Here is a 19313-nt window from a genome sequence, read left to right on the forward strand (position 1 = left end):
TCACGCCGCCATGGTGAAGGGCTCGAGGCCCGCCAACCGCGTCCGCACCGGCACATCGGGGATGTTGCGCGGCGCGAGACCCTGAACGGCCTTGGCCATCGCAGCGATATGCGCGGGCGTCGAGCCGCAGCAGCCGCCGAGGATATTGACCTGGCCATGGTCGGCCCATTCGCGAACGAGACCGGCGGTGGTGTCGGGCATCTCGTCATATTCGCCGAGTTCGTTGGGCAGGCCGGCGTTGGGATAGACCATCACCAGCGTGTCGGCGAGGTCGGAGAGGACGCGGACATGCGGGCGCAGCTGCGCCGCGCCGAATGAGCAGTTGAGCCCGATGGTGAGCGGGCGCGCATGGCGCACCGCATACCAGAAGGCCTCGACCGTGTGCCCCGACAGATTACGGCCCGACAGGTCGGTGAGCGTCATCGAGATCATCAGCGGCAGCTCGCGCCCGACCTTCGCCTCGGCCTCGAGCACCGCAGCGATCCCGGCCTTGGCGTTCAGCGTGTCGAAGATCGTCTCGATCAGGATAAAGTCGGCGCCGCCCTCGGCCAATGCGACGACCTGATCGAGATAGACGGCTTTCAATTCGTCAAAGTCGATCTCGCGGTAGCCCGGATTGTTGACATCGGGCGACAGCGACAACGTCTTGTTCGTCGGCCCCACCGCGCCCGCGATGAAGCGGCGGCGCCCGTCGATCGCCTCATATTTGTCGGCGGCTTCGCGGCCGAGCCGTGCGCTTTCATGGTTGATGTCGGCGACGAGATGCTCGGCGCCATAATCGGCCTGGCTGATGCGGTTGGCGCTGAAGGTGTTGGTCGAGACGATGTCCGACCCCGCCGCCAGATAGGCCTCGCCGATCGCGCTGACGACGTCGGGACGGGTCAGCGCCAGAATGTCGTTATTGCCCTTCTGATCGTGCGACAGGCCGAGGTTTCCGGCATAGTCAGCCTCGACCAGCTTGCGGTCCTGGATCTGCGTGCCCCAGCCGCCGTCGGTAAGCAGGATGCGGCTTTTTGCCGCCTCCAACAGGGCTTCGCGTGCCCCCGTGGTCAAATTGGAGGTCATGCTGCTTTCTCCGCTGCGGGCTGAACCGGCCGCATCCCCAGCAAATGGCAGATGGCATAGCTGAGTTCGGCCCGGTTGAGGGTGTAGAAATGGAAATCGCGGACCCCGCCCGCATAGAGGCGGCGGCACATTTCTGCGGCGATCGTCGCCGAAACAAGCTGGCGCGCGGCGGGATGATCGTCGAGCCCGTCAAACAGCGACACCATCCACGCCGGGATCACCGTCCCGCACATATCGGCCATGCGACGCGTCTGCGATACGTTCGAGACCGGCAGGATGCCCGGAATGATCGGCGCGTCGATGCCCGCCGCGGCTGCGGCGTCACGAAAGCGCAGGAAACTTTCGGGCGCGAAGAAGAATTGGGTGATCGCGCGGTTCGCGCCGGCGTCCATCTTGCGCTTCAGATTCTCGAGGTCGGATTGCACGCAATCGGAATCGGGGTGCACTTCCGGATAGGCGGCGACCGAAATGTCGAAAGCCGCGATTTTCTTCAGTCCCGCAACGAGTTCGATCGCATTGGCATAGCCGTCCGGATGCGGCTGATAGGGCGCGCCCCCGGGCATGTCGCCGCGCAACGCCACGATATGGCGGACCCCGGCGTCCCAATAGGCGCGTGCAACCTCATCGATTTCACCGCGTGATGCCTCGACGCAGGTCAGGTGCGCGGCGGGCGGTACGTTGCTTTCGGCGGCGATGCGCGCGACGGTCGCATGGGTGCGCTCGCGCGTTGATCCGCCCGCGCCATAGGTGACCGAGACGAAGCGCGGCGCCAGCGGTTCGAGCGTGCGGAACGTGTCCCACAGCTGCGCTTCCATCTTTTCCGTCTTGGGCGGGAAAAATTCGAAGCTGGCGCCGATATCGCCAGCCAGATCGGCGAAGAGCGGCGAGGCCGCGGCGCGGCGCGCCTCGGCAAGCGAGTTCAAATTCATGGTCATGCCGCAAGCCTTTTGCGTTGTCCGTCGCCTTCGCGGGCGACCGGGGGTTGATCATCGTCGCTACGGCGGCGGCCGAGCCACAGTTTTACGGCCAGCTTCCCGCCTTCCAGCGCCTGGGTGGTTTCAAGCAGCAGCCCCGCCGACGCGAACCAGCCGCGGATCTGCGCGTCCGAAAAGCCGAGGCGGGCATGCGCCGCGAGCGCGCGCAAATCCTCATCCTCATGCGGTGCGAAATCGACGACGAGCAAATGGCCGCCGCCGCGCAGCACCCGGCTCGCTTCCGCGATCACCCGGTCGGGTTCGTGCGCGAAATGCAGCGCCTGATGAATGATGATGCTGTCGATGCTGGCGTCGTCCATCGGCAGGTTCAGGAAATCACCCTGGATCAGGTCGATCGGAACCGGTTGGCCGGCGAGCTTCGAGCGCGCGATACGCAGCATTTCGGGGCTGCGGTCGAGCGCCGTGATGCAGCGCGCGGTCGGCGCGAAAATCTCCGCCATTCGCCCGGTTCCGGTTCCGATGTCGAGCAAGTGCCCGAGCCGGCGGTTGTGCATCATTGCCAGCATCGCCGCCTCGACTTCGCTTTCGGCGACATGGCGCGACCGGATCGCATCCCATTCGGGGGCATGTTCGGCAAAATAGCGTTCGGCCGACGCCGCGCGCTCGATACGAACGGCGGCGAGGCGTCGTGCGTCATGCGCGATCACCCGTTCCTCGCGCGAGGAAAAGGCCCAGCCTTCTGCCCGCGCGACAATATCACCGACCGGGCCGCCCTGCGCGACGCGCAAAAAGACCCAGCTTCCCTCGCGGCGGCGTTCGACGATGGCGGCATCGACCAGAATACGGACATGGCGCGACACGCGCGGCTGGCTTTGGCCCAGAACGACCGCGAGCTCGCCGATCGCCAGTTCCATCTCGCGCAGCAAGGCGACGATCCGCAATCGCGTCGGGTCCGCCAGGGCGCGAAAAATGTCGAGCAGCTCGGTCATGGAGGCACATATAAAGGTTTCTTTATATCCGGTCAACCAACGCTGAGCCAGCTATTCCGCCGCTTGCGGCACCATCACCCCCATATTGCGACGAACCGTGCCGGCCACGCGCAAAAAGGACGTTGCGCAGATTCTGGCGAAATTGTAGCTCTGAGGGCGATTGGCACCTCGCCGGATCGAAGTTCGTATCCGAAATGCCGGTCGATCAGTTCAATCCGAGAGGGGTATACCCAAATGAAGAAATCGATCACTCTGTCGCTCGTCCTGGCCGCTTCGATGGGCCTCGCTGCTTGCGCAGAAAAGAAGGCCGAAGACGCCGCTGCGACCACCGAAGACGCTGCTGCGTCGGTCGAAGGCGCTGCTGACGGCGCGATGCAGGCTGCTGAAGGCGCTGCCGACGCTGCCGCGACCGCTGGCACTGCCGCTGCCGATGCCGGCGCTGCTGCTGCTGCCGGCGGCGCGGATGCCGCTACCAAGGCTGCCGACAAGGCAACCGAAGCTGCTGGCGCTGCCAAGGAAGCTGCCGACGCCGCCAAGGGCGCGCTGGAAGAAGCCAAGAAGTAAGCTTCTTTCCAGCCACTTCGGCTGAAAGACAAAGGGGGTCGTCGACGTTCGTCGGCGGCCCCTTTTCCTTGTGCGCCAAGCGCGGGCAGCCCGCCCGCGGCTCCCGGTTGCCAAGCTCACCGTCCGGGGCTAGTCCTTTGCACAGCGTGGCCGGTGTCGGTCACCGGGGTTCTCGAAAGGAATTTTCATGCGCAAATTCATTATCGCATCGATGGCTGCCGCGGCCTTCAGCCTCACCGCCTGCTCGGAAAAGGCCAAGGACGAAACCGCAGAGGCCGGTGCCGCCGTTGCTGACGATGCCGCCGCTGCAGGCGATGCCGCTGCCGCAGGTGCAGCCGAAGCCGCCGATGCAACCGCCGACGCCGCCAAGGATGCAGGCGCCGTGGTCGAAGGCGCCGCCAAAGACGCCGGCAATGCTGTCGAAGGCACGGTGAAAGCCGCCGGTGCCGCCGCCGCGACCGCCGGCGACAAGATCGCCGAAGAAACCAAGAAGGCCGAAGCGAACGACAAGAAGTAAGTCGCGAGCATGCCCTTGGCATAGTTTGAAAGGGGCTCCATTCGGCATGAATGGGGCCCTTTTTCGTGGGAGACAGGACGATGTTCACCCCCAGGTTTGCCGCCGCGTTCGCCGCGGTCGCGACGCTCGCTCTGGTCACCGGATGCAGCCGGACCGACAATGAACCCGGCCCCGGCGGCGTGACCGTCAGCGAAGCCAAAGCACTCGACGATGCCGCCGCGATGCTGGAAAGCCGCGACAGCGCGCCCGCATCCGAAAGCGGCACGGCCGACAACAAGAAGACGGGACAGTAATTTCATGCGGGATGCAAATTCGACGCGGATCACATTCCTGCTCTTCCCCGGCATCACCCAGCTCGATTTCACCGCGCCTGCCCAGGCGCTGAGCCGGATGCCCGGCGCCGAACTTGCGGGCGCGGCGGCGAGCCTCGATCCCATTGCGACCGACAGCGGCTTTTCGATCCTGCCGACGCATGACTTCGCCTCCTGCCCGCCCGCCGACATATTGTGCATCCCCGGTGGGCATGGCGTCCCCGGCGCGTTGAGCGATCCCGCGACGATCGATTTCATCATGCGGCAGGCCGCAGGCGCGCAGTGGGTGACGAGCGTGTGTACCGGCGCCTTTTTGCTGGGGCGCGCGGGACTGCTGGACGGCAAGCGCGCGACAACGCATTGGGGCTATACCCATTTGCTGCCGCTGGTCGGCGCGGAGCCGACGAAGGCGCGCGTCGTCGAGGATGGCAACATCGTCACCTGCGGCGGAGTGACGTCCGGCCTCGATTTCGCACTGACGCTGATCGCACGACTCAAGGGCGACACGGTCGCGCAGGCGATCCAGCTCGCGATCGAATATAATCCCGCCCCACCTTTCACCAGCGGCCATCCCGACCGCGCACCCGCCGAAGTCACGCTGGGACTACGCACCCATGTCTATGATGCCGCGGCGGCGCGGATGGCGGCCGCGCTGGGTGCGGCGACCTAGCGGCAGTCGGCCAGCGCGATCTCGTAGAGATTTGGCCAGTATTTTCCGGTAACGAACAGGCGCTTCTTTTTGGCGTCCCAGGCGATGCCGTTGAGCACGCTGTCCTGACCGGTCGCCCCCGCCGCCTGTTTCAGCCCTGACAGGTCGACGGCACCGCGAACCGCGCCGCTGTCGGGATCGATCCGCACGATGAAGTCGGTCATCCAGACATTGGCCCAGATTTCGCCGTCGATCGCCTCGAGCTCGTTGAGCATCGATAGCGGGCGACCACCGATGCTGACCGTCACGCGCCTTTGTTCTTTCATCGTCGCGGGGTCGAAGAAGCGCAATTCGGGCGTTCCATCGCTGAGGACGAGGCTGTCGCCGTGCAGCGTGACCCCCCAGCCCTCGCCGTCATAGCGAAAATTCCCGGCAGGCTTCAGATCCTTGATCCGCCAACGATGGCCAACGCCGCCCTGCCAGGTGACACCGATAATCTGATCGCGCCAGCGGACAATGCCCTCGCCGAACTGGTCGGCGGGTAGCGGCGCCTCGGCGAGCACCTTGCCGGTTTTGAGATCAAGCCGCGCGACCCGCGAGTGGCCATATTGGCCGGTGCCTTCATAAAGATGCCCGTCGTCCCAGAAGAGCCCCTGAGTGAAGCTGGTTGCATCGTGCGGATAGGTTTCGACGATGCGATAGCCGCAGCGCTGGACCGCTGCCGGTGCGGGCGGGTCGGCAGCAACGAGCGGGGCAGCGAGGGCAAAGGCCAAGGCGAGAAACAAGGTCATGCACGATTGCTAAGCGCCCGAAGATGAACTGGCAATGGCACAAGAAAAGGGCCGGAGGATTGCTCCCCCGGCCCCTTCTTTGTCGGCCGAAGCCGGGTAGCTTGGTGGCTGGACTTAGAAGTCCATGCCGCCCATGCCGCCCATGCCGCCGCCGCCCATACCGCCGCCCATTGCGGGCTTGTCATCGGGGCTGTCGGCAATGCCGGCTTCGGTGGTGATCAGCAGACCAGCAACCGATGCGGCATCCTGCAACGCGGTGCGAACAACCTTGGTCGGGTCGATCACGCCCGCCTTGACGAGGTCTTCATAGACGTCGGTCGAGGCGTTGAAGCCGAAGTTGGCGTCATTCTGGTCAAACAGCTTGCCGGCAACCACAGCGCCGTCGAAGCCCGCGTTTTCAGCGATCTGGCGAACCGGAGCCTGCAGCGCGCGACGGATGATGTCGATGCCGCGGGTCTGGTCTTCGTTGACGCCGGCCATGCCTTCCAAAGCCTTGGTAGCATAGAGAAGCGCAGTACCGCCGCCGGGGACGATGCCTTCTTCGACCGCAGCGCGGGTTGCGTGGAGAGCGTCGTCAACGCGATCCTTGCGTTCCTTCACTTCGACTTCCGAAGCGCCACCGACCTTGATCACGGCAACACCGCCGGCGAGCTTCGCCAGACGTTCTTGCAGCTTTTCCTTGTCGTAATCGCTGGTCGTCGTTTCGATCTGCGCACGGATCTGTTCGACGCGGCCCTTGATCGTGTCGGCATTGCCGGCACCATCGACGATCGTCGTGTTGTCCTTGTCGATCGTGACGCGCTTGGCCTGGCCGAGCATGGCGAGCGTGACGGTTTCAAGCTTGATGCCCAGGTCTTCGCTGATCATTTCACCCGCCGTCAGGATAGCGATATCCTGCAGCATCGCCTTGCGACGATCGCCGAAGCCCGGTGCCTTGACGGCAGCGACCTTCAGGCCACCACGCAGACGGTTGACGACGAGCGTTGCGAGCGCTTCGCCTTCGATGTCTTCGGCGATGATCAGGAGCGGACGGCCCGACTGAACAACCGCTTCGAGGATCGGCAGCATCGCCTGGAGGTTCGAGAGCTTCTTTTCGAAGATCAGGATGTACGGATCAGCCAGCTCGACGAGCATCTTTTCCGGGTTGGTGATGAAATAGGGGCTCAGGTAACCGCGGTCGAACTGCATGCCTTCGACAACGTCGAGTTCGAAATCGAGGCCCTTGGCTTCCTCGACGGTGATCACGCCTTCCTTGCCGACCTTTTCCATGGCTTCAGCGATCTTGTCGCCGACTTCCTTGTCGCCATTGGCCGAGATGATGCCGACCTGTGCGATTTCAGCGGTGCCCGAAACCGGCTTCGACTGTGCCTTGATCGTTTCGACAACCTTGGTGACCGCGAGGTCGATGCCGCGCTTCAGGTCCATCGGGTTCATGCCGGCAGCAACCGACTTCATGCCTTCGCGAACGATCGCCTGGGCGAGAACGGTCGCGGTGGTCGTGCCGTCGCCGGCCGCGTCATTCGCCTTGCTGGCGACTTCGCGGAGCATCTGCGCGCCCATATTTTCGAACTTGTCCTTGAGTTCGATTTCCTTGGCGACGGTGACGCCGTCCTTGGTGATGCGGGGGGCGCCGAAGCTCTTGTCGATGACGACGTTGCGGCCCTTGGGACCGAGGGTGACCTTCACCGCGTCGGCGAGGATGTCGACGCCGCGCAGAATGCGCTCACGCGCGTCGCGGCCGAATTTTACGTCTTTAGCAGCCATGTGCTGTTTCCTTTCGAATGCGCAGAAAACTGCGCAACTTCATTCAAGAATTCGCGTCCGGAAAGGACGCTGGGACGGTTCAGGCGAGGATGCCCAGAATGTCCGATTCCTTCATGATCAACAGCTCTTCGCCGTCGACCTTGACTTCGGTGCCCGACCATTTGCCGAACAGGATGCGATCGCCGGCCTTGACGTCGAGCGGGGTCACCTTGCCGTCATCGGCGCGGGTGCCGGTACCGACGGCGACGACTTCGCCTTCCTGCGGCTTTTCCTTGGCGGTGTCGGGGATGATGATGCCGCCAGCCGTCTTTTCTTCGGCTTCGATACGGCGGACGAGCACTCGGTCGTGCAGCGGACGAAATTGCATGGATATCCCTCCAAAGATGCAATGGATGTCATTTAGCACTCACAGGGTGCGAGTGCTAACAGTCGGGGATATGGGTGGGGGTCCCGGGAGCGTCAACCCGATTAAGGGAAAATTTTCGATAGCGCGGTACGGCGGCAAGATGGGGTGCGAGATTCCGATCATCAAGGGAGCCGAACCGGCAAGCCGGCACGACATGCTGGAGCGCGGCGCACGCATGCGTAGTGACCTCCTCGACGCTTTTGCGCGACTCGAAGAGGTGATCGGCCAGAAGCTGGGTCAGGATACCAAGGCGACAACTTGTCCGTCCCTGACCCAAAAACTAAACGCTCTGGAAAAAGCGCCCTTTCGGTATCCAGCGAAAATCAAACAACGGATTGCAGAAATCCGGCCGTTGATCGAATGCCGAAACGACATCGTTCACTCGGCCTTGGCGATAGCAGAGCTGAGCGGAGGCGAGACGAACAGCTACTTCGTCTTTCGAAATGTCGCAACGATGCCCGATTGCGCCGGGCGACAAATGCGGGCGCTGACACCCGAAGAGTTTAAAGTCCTGATCGGCCGCGTGAAAGCTGCAGCCAAACAGCTCAACGATCAGCCAATGAAGGCAGCAGCCCCAACCGCGCCCGCATCCGCCACCTGAGCAGCAGTAAAGCCGCAACGACAATCAGCCCGACGGCAAGGCCGATCCACACGCCGACACCCGCGAGCGGGGTCCAGAAGCCGAGATAGATGGCGGTGCCATAGCCCGCGATCCAGTAGCCGCAGATCGCGATGATCATGGGGGTGCGCGTGTCCTGCAACCCGCGCAGCACGCCCGCCGCCACCGCCTGCGCGCCGTCGAACAGCTGGAAAGCGGCGGCGACGACGAGGAACTGCATGGCAAAGCCGACCAGCGCTGCGTTGCGTGCCGCATCGACATCGACATAAATCGACAGCACCAGCGAAGGGAACAGCCACATGATGAGGGCGGTCACCCCCATGAAGCCGATGCCGAGCGCCAGCGACGCATGGCCTGCGAGCGCGATGCCGTGATGATCGCGCGCACCATAAGCAAGGCCGACGCGGATCGTCGCCGCCTGCGCGACGCCGAACGGAATCTGGAAAGCGAGCGCCGCGACCTGAAGCGCGATCGTGTGCCCGGCAAGTTGGGTTTCGCCAATCCGGCCCATCAGGAAAGCCGCGCCGGTGAACAGCCCGGCCTCCGCCAGAATCGTCAGGCTGATCGGCGCCCCGATGCGCAGCATTTCGAAAAAGCGCGACCATTCGGTGCGCCACCAATTGCCGAACAGATGATAGCGCCGCAGCCGCCGGTCGGACTGGATGATGGCAACATAGGCGATCAGCATCATGCAACTGGTAATCACGCTCGACAGCGCAGACCCGTGCAGGCCGAGCGCGGGCATGCCGAGGTTGCCGAACACCAAAGTCCAGTTGCCGAGCGCGTTGACGCCCAGCGCCATGAAGGTGATCGCGGTCGCGATCGTCGGGCGCCCGAGCGCCGACACGAAGACGCGCAGTACGCTGGCTGCGATCATCGGGAACATGCCCCACATGAGGATCAGCAGGAAGCTGGCCGCGTGCTCGGTGGTTTCGGGCGCCTGCCCGGTCGCGCGCATGATCGTCCCGCCCGCCGCGCAGACCCCCATGAAGACGAGCGCGACCAGCGCGCTGAGCCACAGCGCCATCCGCACCGTGCGCCGCACTTCGCGCACCGCATGTTTGCGCCGCCCGAGCTCGGCCGCGATCAGCGGCGCCGACGCGCCGACGAGCCCCGCACCGGTCCATACCAGCAAGCCAAAGATGGCAACGCCAAGCGACGCCGCGGCGAGCGACGCGTCGCCGAGCCGCGCGACGAAGATGACATCGATCGCATGGACGAGCATCTGCAGCAGATTCGCCGCCGCCAGCGGCAGCGCGAGCGCCAGCGTCGCGCGAAATTCCCCGCGCAGACCCTGCGGGCGATGTTCGGTCAAAGGGGCGGACTGATTCAGCATAGCCGGCCCGAATAGGCGCGCGGGGGCGATGCTTCAATCCCGTTACAGGGGCTTTCGTGTCTTTTGGCGGCAGCCGGGTGATATTATGGCAACACAGATCCTCCCTGTCGCGAAGCGATGGGGAGGGGGACCGCCGCGAAGCGGTGGTGGAGGGGCCGCTAGGTTGCGCTGCCCCTCAAGCCCCTCCGTCAGCGGCTGCGCCGCTACCACCTCCCCATGCCTGCGGCACAGGAAGGATCATTTCCTCATGTCCAGAGTTGGACCATCTCGAACGCAAAGCCCACGAAGGTCAGCGTCAACCCGACGACGAACAGACGATAGGCATAGGCCAGGTAGCGATATTTGCGCCGTGCGAGCACAATGCCATTCTGATAGGTATCGCGCAGCATCGTCTCGTAGAGATCTTCTTCATTGCGCAGCCGTGCCTTCACCGCGTCGATGAACTCATCCTCGTCCATCTGCGAAAAGCGGCCGAAGAAGAGGATGTTGCTGTGGTCCTTGCCATCCTTGTAAACCACCGGCGGCGCCTTCCCGACGCGCGGCAGCACGGCGGACACTGCGAGCAGCGCCGACAGAAAGGAAAAGGTCGCGAGGATCGTCAGCGGCATTGCGAGCGCGCCAGCTCCTGCCCGCGCCTGCCCCACCGCAAGCGTAAAGACGACGAAGGTCGCGCCCATCAGGATCGACGCTTTCTGGTCGGCCATTTGCGACAGCTGCATGGTCAATTGCTGATTGGTCCGCACCAGATGGACCGCGTTGGGCGGGAAGGAAATCGCCGGCCGTGTCGCCGCCTGCGTGTCGTCGCGTCCCGCGTCCATAAGCTCATCCCCCTGCTTCGTCCCCAGCGATGACACGTCCGGCCGATTGCGGCAAGATGCTGCCCTGTTCCCGCCGCATTCGCTTGCCAATCGGGAGATAGCGCGGCATTCCCGCGCGCAACTTTATTCCTATATGGGACGCATCCTATGAGCACCGCCCTCACCGACCAGATTCACGGCCTGATCGGCCCCTTTAACAAAAAAGGCGTCGAACTGACCGATGCAACGACCTTTGCCGGCGACCTCGAATGGGACAGCCTGACGGTGATGGATTTCGTCGCCGAGGTTGAAGACACGTTCGACATCATCATCAGCATGAACATGCAGGCCGAGATCGAAACCGTCGGCCAGCTGATCGCCGCTGTCGAGAAACTGCAGAGCTAGGAAAATTGCTCCCCGGCGAAAGCCGGGGTCCATTGCAGCCTTGCACACCCCATTTGGGCCCCGGCTTGCGCCAGGGAACATGGAAGAACCACGATGACCGACCTTTTTTCCAAATTCGACCCGCTGATCCAGCAGCGTGAAACCCTGCTCGCGACCGGGGTGACCGATCCCTATAATCTGGTGATGGAAAAGGTCGTCTCGCCGACCGTCGCAATCTGCAACGGGCGCGAGACGATCCTGCTCGGCACCTATAATTATATGGGGATGACCTTCGACGAGGATGTCATCGCGGCGGGCAAGGATGCGCTCGACAAGTTCGGCAGCGGCACGACCGGCAGCCGCGTCCTCAATGGCACCTATCAGGGCCACAAGGAATGCGAAGAGGCGCTGAAGGAATTTTACGCCATGGATCATGCCATGGTGTTTTCGACCGGTTACCAGGCGAACCTCGGCATCATCAGCACAATCGCCGGCAAGGGCGATTATGTCATCCTCGACATCGACAGCCATGCGTCGATCTATGACGGCTGCGCGATGGGCAATGCCGAAATCGTCGCCTTCCGCCACAATGACGTCGAGGCGCTCGAAAAAAGGCTGAAGCGCCTGCCCCCCGAAGCCGGCAAGCTGGTGGTGCTCGAAGGCGTCTATTCGATGCTCGGCGATGTCGCGCCGCTGAAAGAAATGATCCGCGTGTCGAAGGAAGCCGGCGCGATGGTGCTGGTCGACGAGGCGCATTCGATGGGCTTCATCGGCGAACATGGCCGCGGCGTCGCCGAAGCACAGGGCGTCCTCGACGACGTCGATTTCGTGATCGGTACGTTCAGCAAGAGCGTCGGCACCGTCGGCGGCTTCTGCGTGTCGAACCACCCGAAGTTCGAAATTTTGCGGCTCGTCTGCCGTCCCTATGTATTCACCGCCTCGCTGCCCCCCAGTGTCGTCGCGACCGCGGCAACGAGCATCCGCAAACTGATGCACGGGTCGAACAAGCGCGCGCATCTGTGGGAAAATTCAAAGATATTGCACAAAGGGCTTCGCGACCTCGGCTTCACGCTCGGCACCGATGAGCCGCAGTCGGCGATCATCGCGGTGATCATGCCCGACCTCGAGCAGGGCGCGATGATGTGGGAAGCGCTCCTCGAAGAGGGGCTCTACGTCAATCTCGCCCGCCCGCCCGCAACTCCCGCGGGCATGACCTTGCTACGCTGTTCGCTGTGCGCCGAGCATAGCAGCGAACAGGTCGGCGAGATCCTTGGCCGCTTCGAACGCGCGGGCAAGCGCATCGGGATTATCGGCTGAACCGAAGCGTCCGGCCGGTCAACGGATTCTTTTTCGCGCCGAATTGCATCGCGCCGCGATCGCCGCAGCCTTCGCCGCTTTGCGGCGCGGCGCTTGTCCGGTAAGAAGGGCGCGTGTTCGAGAGGGATGGCGATAGCGAAAACGAAGATCGGCGGGAGCGGTTGCGCTTCTGGCTGACGATCGGCGTCGCCACCATTTTGACGGGGGTCGTCGTGGCGCTCGTCCTGCTGCTCTCCCGCGCCAACGACAATTACGACCGTTCGCTCGGCTGGCAGCGACAGAGCCTCGAGGTCATCTCGCAGACGCGCTCGCTCGACGCCGCGCTGGCGCGCGCCGAAGCCGCGCTTGGGCGCTTTGCGGTCGGGCTGCAAAAGGAGGACGGGCGCGTCTTCGAACAGCAATGGGGCCGGTCGCGGCAATATCTGGCCCTGTTGCAACGCAATGTTCGCGATAACCCAAAGCAGTCGGCGCTGGTCACCGAACTCACCCGCGAGATGGATCGGCGCGGCGCGCAGCTGGGCGACGCCGCGCTCAGCGCCAACTACCATCAAACCGTCGCTGCCATCTCCAAATATCATGCCGCCGGGCATGACGAAGGCCTTACCCGCATCGACAAGCTGTTGACCCGGATCAGCAACAATGAGCGCGCATTGCTGCGCGAACGCAACCGCGTCGCGACCGCCGACCGGGCGAACCTCAATCAGTATCTCCTGCTCTTTTCCCTGCTTGGCGCGGCCGCCGCGATATTTGCGATCGGCGCGACCTTCTCCTTCGTCCGGTCCGAGGCCGATCGCCGGCTCGCGCGTCGCGAGCAGATCGCCGAAAGCGACCGCGCGATGCAGCTCGAAGCAGCGGTCGACGCCCGCACGGTCGAGCTTGCCGAAGCGAATAGCGCGCTGCGCAGCGAAATGGGCGAACGCGAGGCTGCCCAGGCACAGCTGCGTCAGGCGCAGAAGATGGAAGCGGTCGGCCAATTGACCGGCGGCATCGCGCATGATTTCAACAATATGCTCGCAGTCGTCGTCGGCGGTATCGAGCTGGCGCAGCGCTTTCTGCCCGGTACGCCCGAAAAGGCCGAACGGCATTTGAGCAATGCGCTCGACGGCGCCAATCGCGCCGCTGATCTGACCCGGCGCCTCCTGACCTTTGCACGGTCCGAACCGGCGCGGCCCGAAATGACCGTCGTCGACGAATGCATCACGAGCTTCGCCGAACTGATCGAACGCACAATCGGCGATCGCATCGCGCTGACCCTCGACCTCGGCGCGCCCGGCCTTGCCTGCTGGCTCGACCGGCGGCAGTTTGAAAATGCGCTGCTGAACCTCGCCGTTAATGCGCGCGATGCGATGGAGGGCCACGGGGCGCTGACCATCCGCACTTTGATCGATGAAACCGAAGACACGGCTGCGCTGGCGGTACAGGTGATCGATACGGGCTGCGGCATGTCCGCCGAGGTGCTTGATCGCGTTTTCGACCCCTTTTACACCACCAAGCCCGCGGGCCAGGGAACGGGTCTCGGCATGAGCCAAGTGTTCGCCTTTTGCCGCCAGTCAGACGGCGAGGTCCAGATTCAATCGACCGAAGGCGAAGGCACCAGCGTCGCGATGCTGCTTCCCGTCGCGCAGCCCGAGCCGGCGAGCGCGGGCCAGGACGCACAGGACGAGAAAACCGTGCATCACGGCCATCCTGTCCACCGGTTGAATATCCTGGTCGTCGAGGACGACCAGCGCGTTCTCGCGGCGACGGTCGACGCCGTAAACGAACTCGGTCATCATGCGATCGCCTGCGGCAATCCGCTCGAGGCTGAGGGGTTGGTCAAGGAGCATGGCGGCTTTGACCTGATATTGAGCGACGTGCTGATGCCCGAGCTGACCGGTCCCGAAATGGTCGCGCAGCTGAAAGAGCAATGGCCCGACCTGTCGGTGCTGTTCGTGACCGGCTATGCCGGCGACGCGAGCGAGATCGCCAGTTTCGGCGACCATGACGTGCTGCGCAAACCCTTCACCCTCGCCGCACTCGACCAGGCCATTCGGCGCAATGGCGAGCCGCGCGCAGCCGAAACTGCAAAGATACCGGGTTAGCGGATTGCGCCGCTGCGCATCAGGCGCGGGACCAGGGTCAGCGCTGCGACCAGCGGCCAGCGACGCTGCCACGGCTTGATCTCGATCTTCGTGCCCGCGTGGCGATTGATCTTCCACGCCAGATAATCGATGCCGCCGGCATAGGTCAGGCTGGCCTTGGCGAGCCGGGCGATGCTGAGCGCCTTGCCCTCGATCCGCCGGCGCCACCAGCTGCCACTCGGCGCGTCGGCCGGGATAACGGCCATCGCAGGCCCGCTGAAGCGCCGATAACGATCGGCATCGGAATCGACGACCGATTGCGCACGGCCGGTCCGCTCGGCGCGCAGTTCGACCGAATAGGTGAGGGAAAAGGCGCGCCGCCACCAGTCGAGCGGCGCCTCGCCGTCGACCTGGCCCGCCGCCGCCAGCAAGGTCGGCGCGGCCCGCGCGACCGCGGCGACCGCGCGATCGCGCGCAGTATCATCGACCGCCCACACGAGCCGCGAGGGCTGAGCGAAACGCGCCCACACCGATACATTGCGCGTCCCGGGGCCACTCAGCCGGTGAAAATCGCTCTCGCTGAGCACCGCATATTTGGCGATCAGGCCTTGATGCTGAAAGGGAAAGACATTCGGCGGGATCAACCGGTTGGCCACCGCCATCCAATGCCTGGGATAGGCATCGCTATAGTCAGAGACGATCAGGTAGAAATCGAGCATCAACCCGTCCAGCCGGGTTTCGCGCAGGCAACTGCCATAGAAAAGCACGGCGCGAGCGCTGCCGGGATATTCGGCTGCGATCGCCTGCGCCATCGCGGCGACGCGCGGATCAACCGGAGTCGACAATTCGGCACGGACCAGGTCGGTGAGTTCGGACATGGCGCGGAGCCTCAAGCAGCGAGGCGCAGGAAGGGAACCGGCTGCGTCGAGGTAAGGATGATCGGCATGCCGTGCTTCGCCTGAAAAATCTCGCCGTCGAGAATCACGTTCGACCGTTCGCCCTCGATACGGATTTCGTCGCCCTGCTGGAAATGAACGCCTTCAAGCTGACGCTGCCCCAGCGTTCCGCGCCACGTCGCGCTGAGCATGCGAAAGACCGCACCGACGCTGCTGTCGGTCGCGAGCAATTTCATATGGCCGTTCGTGCCGCCACCATCGCTGGTCCGGATGCTGAGCAGCAATTTTTCCAGCGTCGTGACGATCAGCAGCGAAAATTTGCCCTTGAGCACGCCCTGACGGATCAACGAGACGGTCATCGGTTCGGGCTTGGGAGGCAGGCGCCCGCCGCCGACGCCAAAGATGATCGCGAACAGCCCCAGCACCGCGGCCAGAAAATGCGACAGTCCGTTGGGCAGGCCAAGCGGATAGATGCGGTTGCGGCAATAGAGCATGACGTCGGCAAGATAGGCTCCGCCAAGGAACATGCCGAGCACCGGCCGCGTCCCGCCGCTGTCGAGCGCGATCAGCTGGCGCTGGATGACATGATCCTCCAGCTCGCCGGAATCGACGAGTTCGACGACGCGCTTCAATGCCTTGATCGGGTCGCCAACCGCGCCGAGATCGAGCGCAATCAAATTGGTCTTTCCGTTGGGAAGCACCGCAACCGGCGGCGGCGAACCACCGAAATGGCCGCCCGAATAAAGCTCGGTCAAAGCCGCCTGGACCGTACCGTCACCGCCGTTGATCGCGATGATGCGCGGGCTGACCATGGCGATGGTGCGGATAGCCTCACCGATCTGGTCAACATCCTCGACCTCATAATGAAAAATGTCAGGATGCGCCGCGCAATATTCGCGCACCTGCGGCAGCAAGGCGCGGTTCCCCGTGGAATGGGGATTGGAAAGAAGAGCGACGCTGGCCATCCCTGCCTTACATGTATTTCATGGTGATGGAGATCGTCTTCGGCGCGTTGCCGACCTCAAAAGCGGTCTTCTTGTAACTCGGCTTGCCGAGATTGAAGATATTGATGCTGGGATTGTTCGACATCCCGCCGCCATCCGACGACAAATCAGTCTTGCCATTGCCATTGACGTCATGGCGCACAGCAATGCCATAGGTCCCGGCTGCGGGCAGCGGCATGCAAACGGTCATCGAACCGCCGCGCACAGGGGCTTCGATCCGGCTGATCCAGCGACCCTTGGCCAGCCAGTCCGACGGAGTTGCGCGATAGCTTTGCACGCGCACCTTGCCCGTCCCGGCCTTGAGGCCGCTGATCTGAACCAAAGTCGACGGTCCCTTTTGGCACTTCGACAGATCATTCGACAAGACCTGCCCCTCGGCACTGGCCGGTCCCGCGACCGCCAGCAGAAGAACACAAAGTGACGTCGATACAAATTTCGACATGACGCACTAGCTCCCAGTGGTTATAGCCATCCCAGCCACGCTGATATGGATCCCTGTCGCCCTGAAACGGCATATCGGAACCATTTGCGGCCAAATCATGGTGATGGGGCGACCAAAGATTGATTAAGCTTCCTGCCATCGACCGCTACATCGCGCGGCTCATCTTTTTCCCCATGGTCGGTACGCTCGTCCTGTCGGCGATGCTGCTCGTGCTCGAAAAAATGCTGCGCCTGTTCGATTTCGTCGCGACCGAAGGCGGGCCCGTCAGCGTCGTATGGCGGATGCTCGCCAATCTGATCCCCGAATATCTGTCGCTGGGCATCCCGATCGGGCTGATGCTGGGCATCCTCCTCGCCTTTCGCAAGCTCGCGACGTCGAGCGAACTCGACGTGCTCAAGGGCGTGGGCATGAGCTTTGGCCGGCTGCTGCGTGTGCCCTTCGCCTATGCGATCGCGCTCGCGGCGCTGAACCTTGCGATCGTCGGCTTCATCCAGCCCTATGCGCGCTATGCCTATGAGGGATTGCAGTTCGAGTTGCGGTCGGGCGCGCTTGGTGCGTCGATCAAGGTCGGCGAATTCACCAAATTGGGCGACCGCATGACGCTGCGGATCGAGGAAAGCTACAACGACGGGCGCAGCCTGCGCGGCATTTTCGTGCGCGGCGACAACAAGGACGGCCAGCGCGTTTCCGCCACCGCGGCGCGCGGACAATTTCTGGCGACCGACGACCCCAACACGATCATCCTGCGGCTGTCGCAGGGCGTGCTGATCCACGAATCGCCGAAATTTGCGGTGCCCCGCGTACTGACCTTCGACAATCATGACCTGCCGATCCCGCTGCCCAAGATCGAGGCGTTCCGCACCCGCGGCGGCGCCGATCGCGAAATGACGATTCCCGAGCTGTTCGTCGCGGGCAAGGACAAGAGCGAATCGCTCGACACCAGACTGGCATTGCGCGCGAATTTCCACTTCCGCATCGTCGAAGTGATGTCGATGTTCCTGATCCCGCTGATCGCGATCGCGCTCGCCATCCCGCCCAAGCGATCGACATCATCGCTGGGCGTGTTTCTGTCGATCGTGCTGCTGGTGACCCAGCACAAGATCAACCAATATGCCGAAGATCTGGGCGCGCGCGGGACGATCGACCCGTTGATCGCGCTGTGGGTGCCCTTCCTGCTGTTCGCCGCGCTTGCAATCTGGATGTATTATACCGTCGCGCATGTGCCCGGCGGCCAGCCGATCGGCGCGCTTGAACGCGTCGCGACCAAGGCTGGCGAGAAAATCCGCGGTCTCGCCAGGATTTTCCAGCGCAAGCAGCGGATCGCCTGATGCATCAACTTCATTTTTTCCCGTCGCGCACGATGGCGCTCTATGTCGGGCGACTGTTCCTCGTCCGCAGCTTTGCGATCCTGTTCGCGCTGGTGCTGATCCTCCAGACGCTCGACCTGCTCGGCGAAAGCGGAAAAATTCTCGCCGTCGCAGGCAATAGCGACAGCGATGTGTGGCGCTATGTCGGACTACGGCTGCCGCAAATCGTCGAGACCTTCCTGCCCTTTTCGGTGCTGCTCGGGACGATCCTGACCCTGATCACATTGAACCAGAACAGCGAAGTGATCGCGATGAAGGCGTCGGGCATGTCGGCTCATCAGGTACTCGCGCCGCTGTTCCTCGCCGCATTGCTCGTCGCCGGGATCAGCTTCGTCTTCAACGAGCGTATCGTCACGCGATCGACCGCCGCGCTCGGCGCGTGGCAAAAGGTCGAATATGCGCAGGTCCCCAAGGATAATGGCGTGCGCGCGAATATCTGGGTGCGCGCCGGCGATGATCTGATCAATGCCGGCACCGTCGAAACCGGCGGCGACACTGTGCGACTGAACAAGGTCACCATCTATGAACGCACCGGCGGCGTCTTGTCGTCGGTGCTGTCGGCGGACAGCGCGCGCGCCGTCAACGGCGGCTGGGAAATGACCGACGCCAAGCGCTTCCACCGCCGCTCGGGCACGCTTGAGCCGCTCGGCACGATTATCGCTGCGAAGGGCGTGCGCCCCGACCAGTTCACGCTGGCACAGGTTGATGGCGACGAACTGCCCTTCCTCCAGCTCAAAGCGGCGATCGCCGACCTGGAGGCTGCGGGGCGCCCGGTCGACGCGCTGAAGGGCGTGCTCTGGCACAAGATTTCGGGGCCACTGTCGGCGATATTGATGCCGTTGCTCGGAGCGGTCGCAGCCTTTGGCCTTGCGCGGTCGGGCAAGCTGTTCGTGCGCGCGATCCTTGGGATGGGGCTTGGCTTCGCCTATTTCGTCGCCGACAATTTCGCGCTCGCGATGGGCGATCTGGGGGCCTATTCGCCCTTCCTCGCGGCATGGGGGCCCTTCATCCTGTTCGCGTTGATCGGCGAGATGATCCTGATCCGGACCGAAGAATAGAGCATAGAGCAGAGTCCGCTTTCGGCCAATTATAGCCGTCGC

The 19313-nt window shown here is 63.5% G+C and carries 21 protein-coding genes; 10 read left to right on the forward strand and 11 right to left on the reverse strand.

The annotated features are described in order from the left end of the window. From AC1RRJ_RS20255 to AC1RRJ_RS20265, 3 genes are read right to left on the reverse strand one after another with little or no spacing between them, the layout of a single operon-like run. On the reverse strand, nt 1-1065 hold the full coding sequence (locus AC1RRJ_RS20255; RefSeq protein WP_493126071.1) for a homocysteine S-methyltransferase family protein: 1065 nt from the start codon (nt 1063-1065) through the stop codon (nt 1-3). Then, nucleotides 1062-2000, reverse strand: a complete 939-nt coding sequence (gene metF, locus AC1RRJ_RS20260; RefSeq protein WP_493126072.1) for a methylenetetrahydrofolate reductase — start codon at nt 1998-2000, stop codon at nt 1062-1064. Before metF ends, AC1RRJ_RS20255 begins: the two co-directional genes overlap by 4 nt. Next, on the reverse strand, nt 1997-2989 hold the full coding sequence (locus tag AC1RRJ_RS20265; RefSeq protein ID WP_493126074.1) for an ArsR/SmtB family transcription factor: 993 nt from the start codon (nt 2987-2989) through the stop codon (nt 1997-1999). Before AC1RRJ_RS20265 ends, metF begins: the two co-directional genes overlap by 4 nt. A gap of 234 nt (nt 2990-3223) precedes the next feature. Here AC1RRJ_RS20265 and AC1RRJ_RS20270 point away from each other — a divergent pair, with 234 nt between their 5' ends. From AC1RRJ_RS20270 to AC1RRJ_RS20285, 4 genes are all read left to right on the forward strand, one after another. Beyond that, nucleotides 3224-3553: a hypothetical protein gene (locus AC1RRJ_RS20270; RefSeq protein WP_493126076.1), complete on the forward strand. Its 330-nt coding sequence runs from the start codon at nt 3224-3226 to the stop codon at nt 3551-3553. A 187-nt stretch (nt 3554-3740) separates the two neighbouring features. Then, the gene (locus AC1RRJ_RS20275) at nt 3741-4070 is read left to right on the forward strand and encodes an entericidin EcnAB (protein ID WP_493126078.1); all 330 of its coding nucleotides are present in this window, start codon (nt 3741-3743) and stop codon (nt 4068-4070) included. Nucleotides 4071-4150: 80 nt separating this feature from the next. Next, complete coding sequence (locus AC1RRJ_RS20280; RefSeq protein ID WP_493126080.1) at nt 4151-4363, forward strand: hypothetical protein; 213 nt, start codon at nt 4151-4153, stop codon at nt 4361-4363. Nucleotides 4364-4367: 4 nt separating this feature from the next. Further along, nucleotides 4368-5051, forward strand: a complete 684-nt coding sequence (locus AC1RRJ_RS20285) for a DJ-1/PfpI family protein (RefSeq protein ID WP_493126082.1) — start codon at nt 4368-4370, stop codon at nt 5049-5051. On the opposite strand, the gene AC1RRJ_RS20290 is transcribed toward AC1RRJ_RS20285, so the two are convergent. The 3 genes from AC1RRJ_RS20290 to groES form a co-directional block, all read right to left on the reverse strand. Then, entirely contained in the window at nt 5048-5821 is a 774-nt protein-coding gene (locus tag AC1RRJ_RS20290) for a glutaminyl-peptide cyclotransferase (RefSeq protein WP_493126084.1), read from the reverse strand. The genes AC1RRJ_RS20285 and AC1RRJ_RS20290 overlap by 4 nt on opposite strands. A gap of 114 nt (nt 5822-5935) precedes the next feature. Beyond that, nucleotides 5936-7585, reverse strand: a complete 1650-nt coding sequence (gene groL, locus AC1RRJ_RS20295) for a chaperonin GroEL (RefSeq protein WP_493126086.1) — start codon at nt 7583-7585, stop codon at nt 5936-5938. Between the two features lie 79 nt (nt 7586-7664). Next, nucleotides 7665-7952 (reverse strand): co-chaperone GroES, encoded by a 288-nt coding sequence (groES, locus tag AC1RRJ_RS20300; RefSeq protein WP_493126088.1) that lies wholly within the window; start codon nt 7950-7952, stop codon nt 7665-7667. Between the two features lie 70 nt (nt 7953-8022). Between groES and AC1RRJ_RS20305 the strand changes: the two genes are divergently transcribed. After that, complete coding sequence (locus tag AC1RRJ_RS20305) at nt 8023-8592, forward strand: hypothetical protein (RefSeq protein WP_493126090.1); 570 nt, start codon at nt 8023-8025, stop codon at nt 8590-8592. On the opposite strand, the gene AC1RRJ_RS20310 is transcribed toward AC1RRJ_RS20305, so the two are convergent. Further along, a complete protein-coding gene (locus tag AC1RRJ_RS20310; protein WP_493126092.1) occupies nt 8537-9946 on the reverse strand; it encodes an MATE family efflux transporter in 1410 nt (469 codons plus the stop codon). The two genes, AC1RRJ_RS20305 and AC1RRJ_RS20310, sit on opposite strands and share 56 nt — an antisense overlap. A gap of 245 nt (nt 9947-10191) precedes the next feature. Further along, nucleotides 10192-10764: a Pycsar system effector family protein gene (locus tag AC1RRJ_RS20315; protein ID WP_493126094.1), complete on the reverse strand. Its 573-nt coding sequence runs from the start codon at nt 10762-10764 to the stop codon at nt 10192-10194. Between the two features lie 147 nt (nt 10765-10911). Here AC1RRJ_RS20315 and AC1RRJ_RS20320 point away from each other — a divergent pair, with 147 nt between their 5' ends. The 3 genes from AC1RRJ_RS20320 (at nt 10912) to AC1RRJ_RS20330 (ending at nt 14525) form a co-directional block, all read left to right on the forward strand. After that, nucleotides 10912-11148: an acyl carrier protein gene (locus AC1RRJ_RS20320; protein WP_493126096.1), complete on the forward strand. Its 237-nt coding sequence runs from the start codon at nt 10912-10914 to the stop codon at nt 11146-11148. A 93-nt stretch (nt 11149-11241) separates the two neighbouring features. Continuing rightward, the gene (gene spt, locus AC1RRJ_RS20325; protein WP_493126098.1) at nt 11242-12444 is read left to right on the forward strand and encodes a serine palmitoyltransferase; all 1203 of its coding nucleotides are present in this window, start codon (nt 11242-11244) and stop codon (nt 12442-12444) included. A gap of 113 nt (nt 12445-12557) precedes the next feature. Next, nucleotides 12558-14525 carry an ATP-binding protein gene (locus AC1RRJ_RS20330; RefSeq protein ID WP_493126100.1) on the forward strand — a complete coding sequence of 656 codons (1968 nt, stop codon included), beginning with the start codon at nt 12558-12560 and terminating at the stop codon, nt 14523-14525. Here AC1RRJ_RS20330 and AC1RRJ_RS20335 read toward each other — a convergent pair. The 3 genes from AC1RRJ_RS20335 to AC1RRJ_RS20345 are packed head-to-tail and all read right to left on the reverse strand — an operon-like array spanning nt 14522 to nt 16846. Further along, nucleotides 14522-15382: a hypothetical protein gene (locus tag AC1RRJ_RS20335; protein ID WP_493126102.1), complete on the reverse strand. Its 861-nt coding sequence runs from the start codon at nt 15380-15382 to the stop codon at nt 14522-14524. The two genes, AC1RRJ_RS20330 and AC1RRJ_RS20335, sit on opposite strands and share 4 nt — an antisense overlap. An 11-nt stretch (nt 15383-15393) precedes the next feature. Continuing rightward, nucleotides 15394-16365, reverse strand: coding sequence for a diacylglycerol/lipid kinase family protein (locus tag AC1RRJ_RS20340; RefSeq protein ID WP_493126104.1), 972 nt, complete (start codon nt 16363-16365; stop codon nt 15394-15396). Nucleotides 16366-16372: 7 nt separating this feature from the next. Next, nucleotides 16373-16846 (reverse strand): DUF2141 domain-containing protein, encoded by a 474-nt coding sequence (locus AC1RRJ_RS20345; RefSeq protein ID WP_493126106.1) that lies wholly within the window; start codon nt 16844-16846, stop codon nt 16373-16375. Between the two features lie 119 nt (nt 16847-16965). On the opposite strand from AC1RRJ_RS20345, the gene lptF reads away from it, so the two are divergent. Together lptF and lptG are read left to right on the forward strand one after the other, a co-directional pair. Next, nucleotides 16966-18174 (forward strand): LPS export ABC transporter permease LptF, encoded by a 1209-nt coding sequence (gene lptF, locus AC1RRJ_RS20350; protein WP_493126108.1) that lies wholly within the window; start codon nt 16966-16968, stop codon nt 18172-18174. Beyond that, the gene (gene lptG, locus AC1RRJ_RS20355) at nt 18174-19271 is read left to right on the forward strand and encodes an LPS export ABC transporter permease LptG (protein WP_493126110.1); all 1098 of its coding nucleotides are present in this window, start codon (nt 18174-18176) and stop codon (nt 19269-19271) included. Before lptF ends, lptG begins: the two co-directional genes overlap by 1 nt. Nucleotides 19272-19313: the final 42 nt, after the last annotated feature.

Source organism: Sphingopyxis sp. GW821-FHT12C06, from assembly GCF_058807415.1.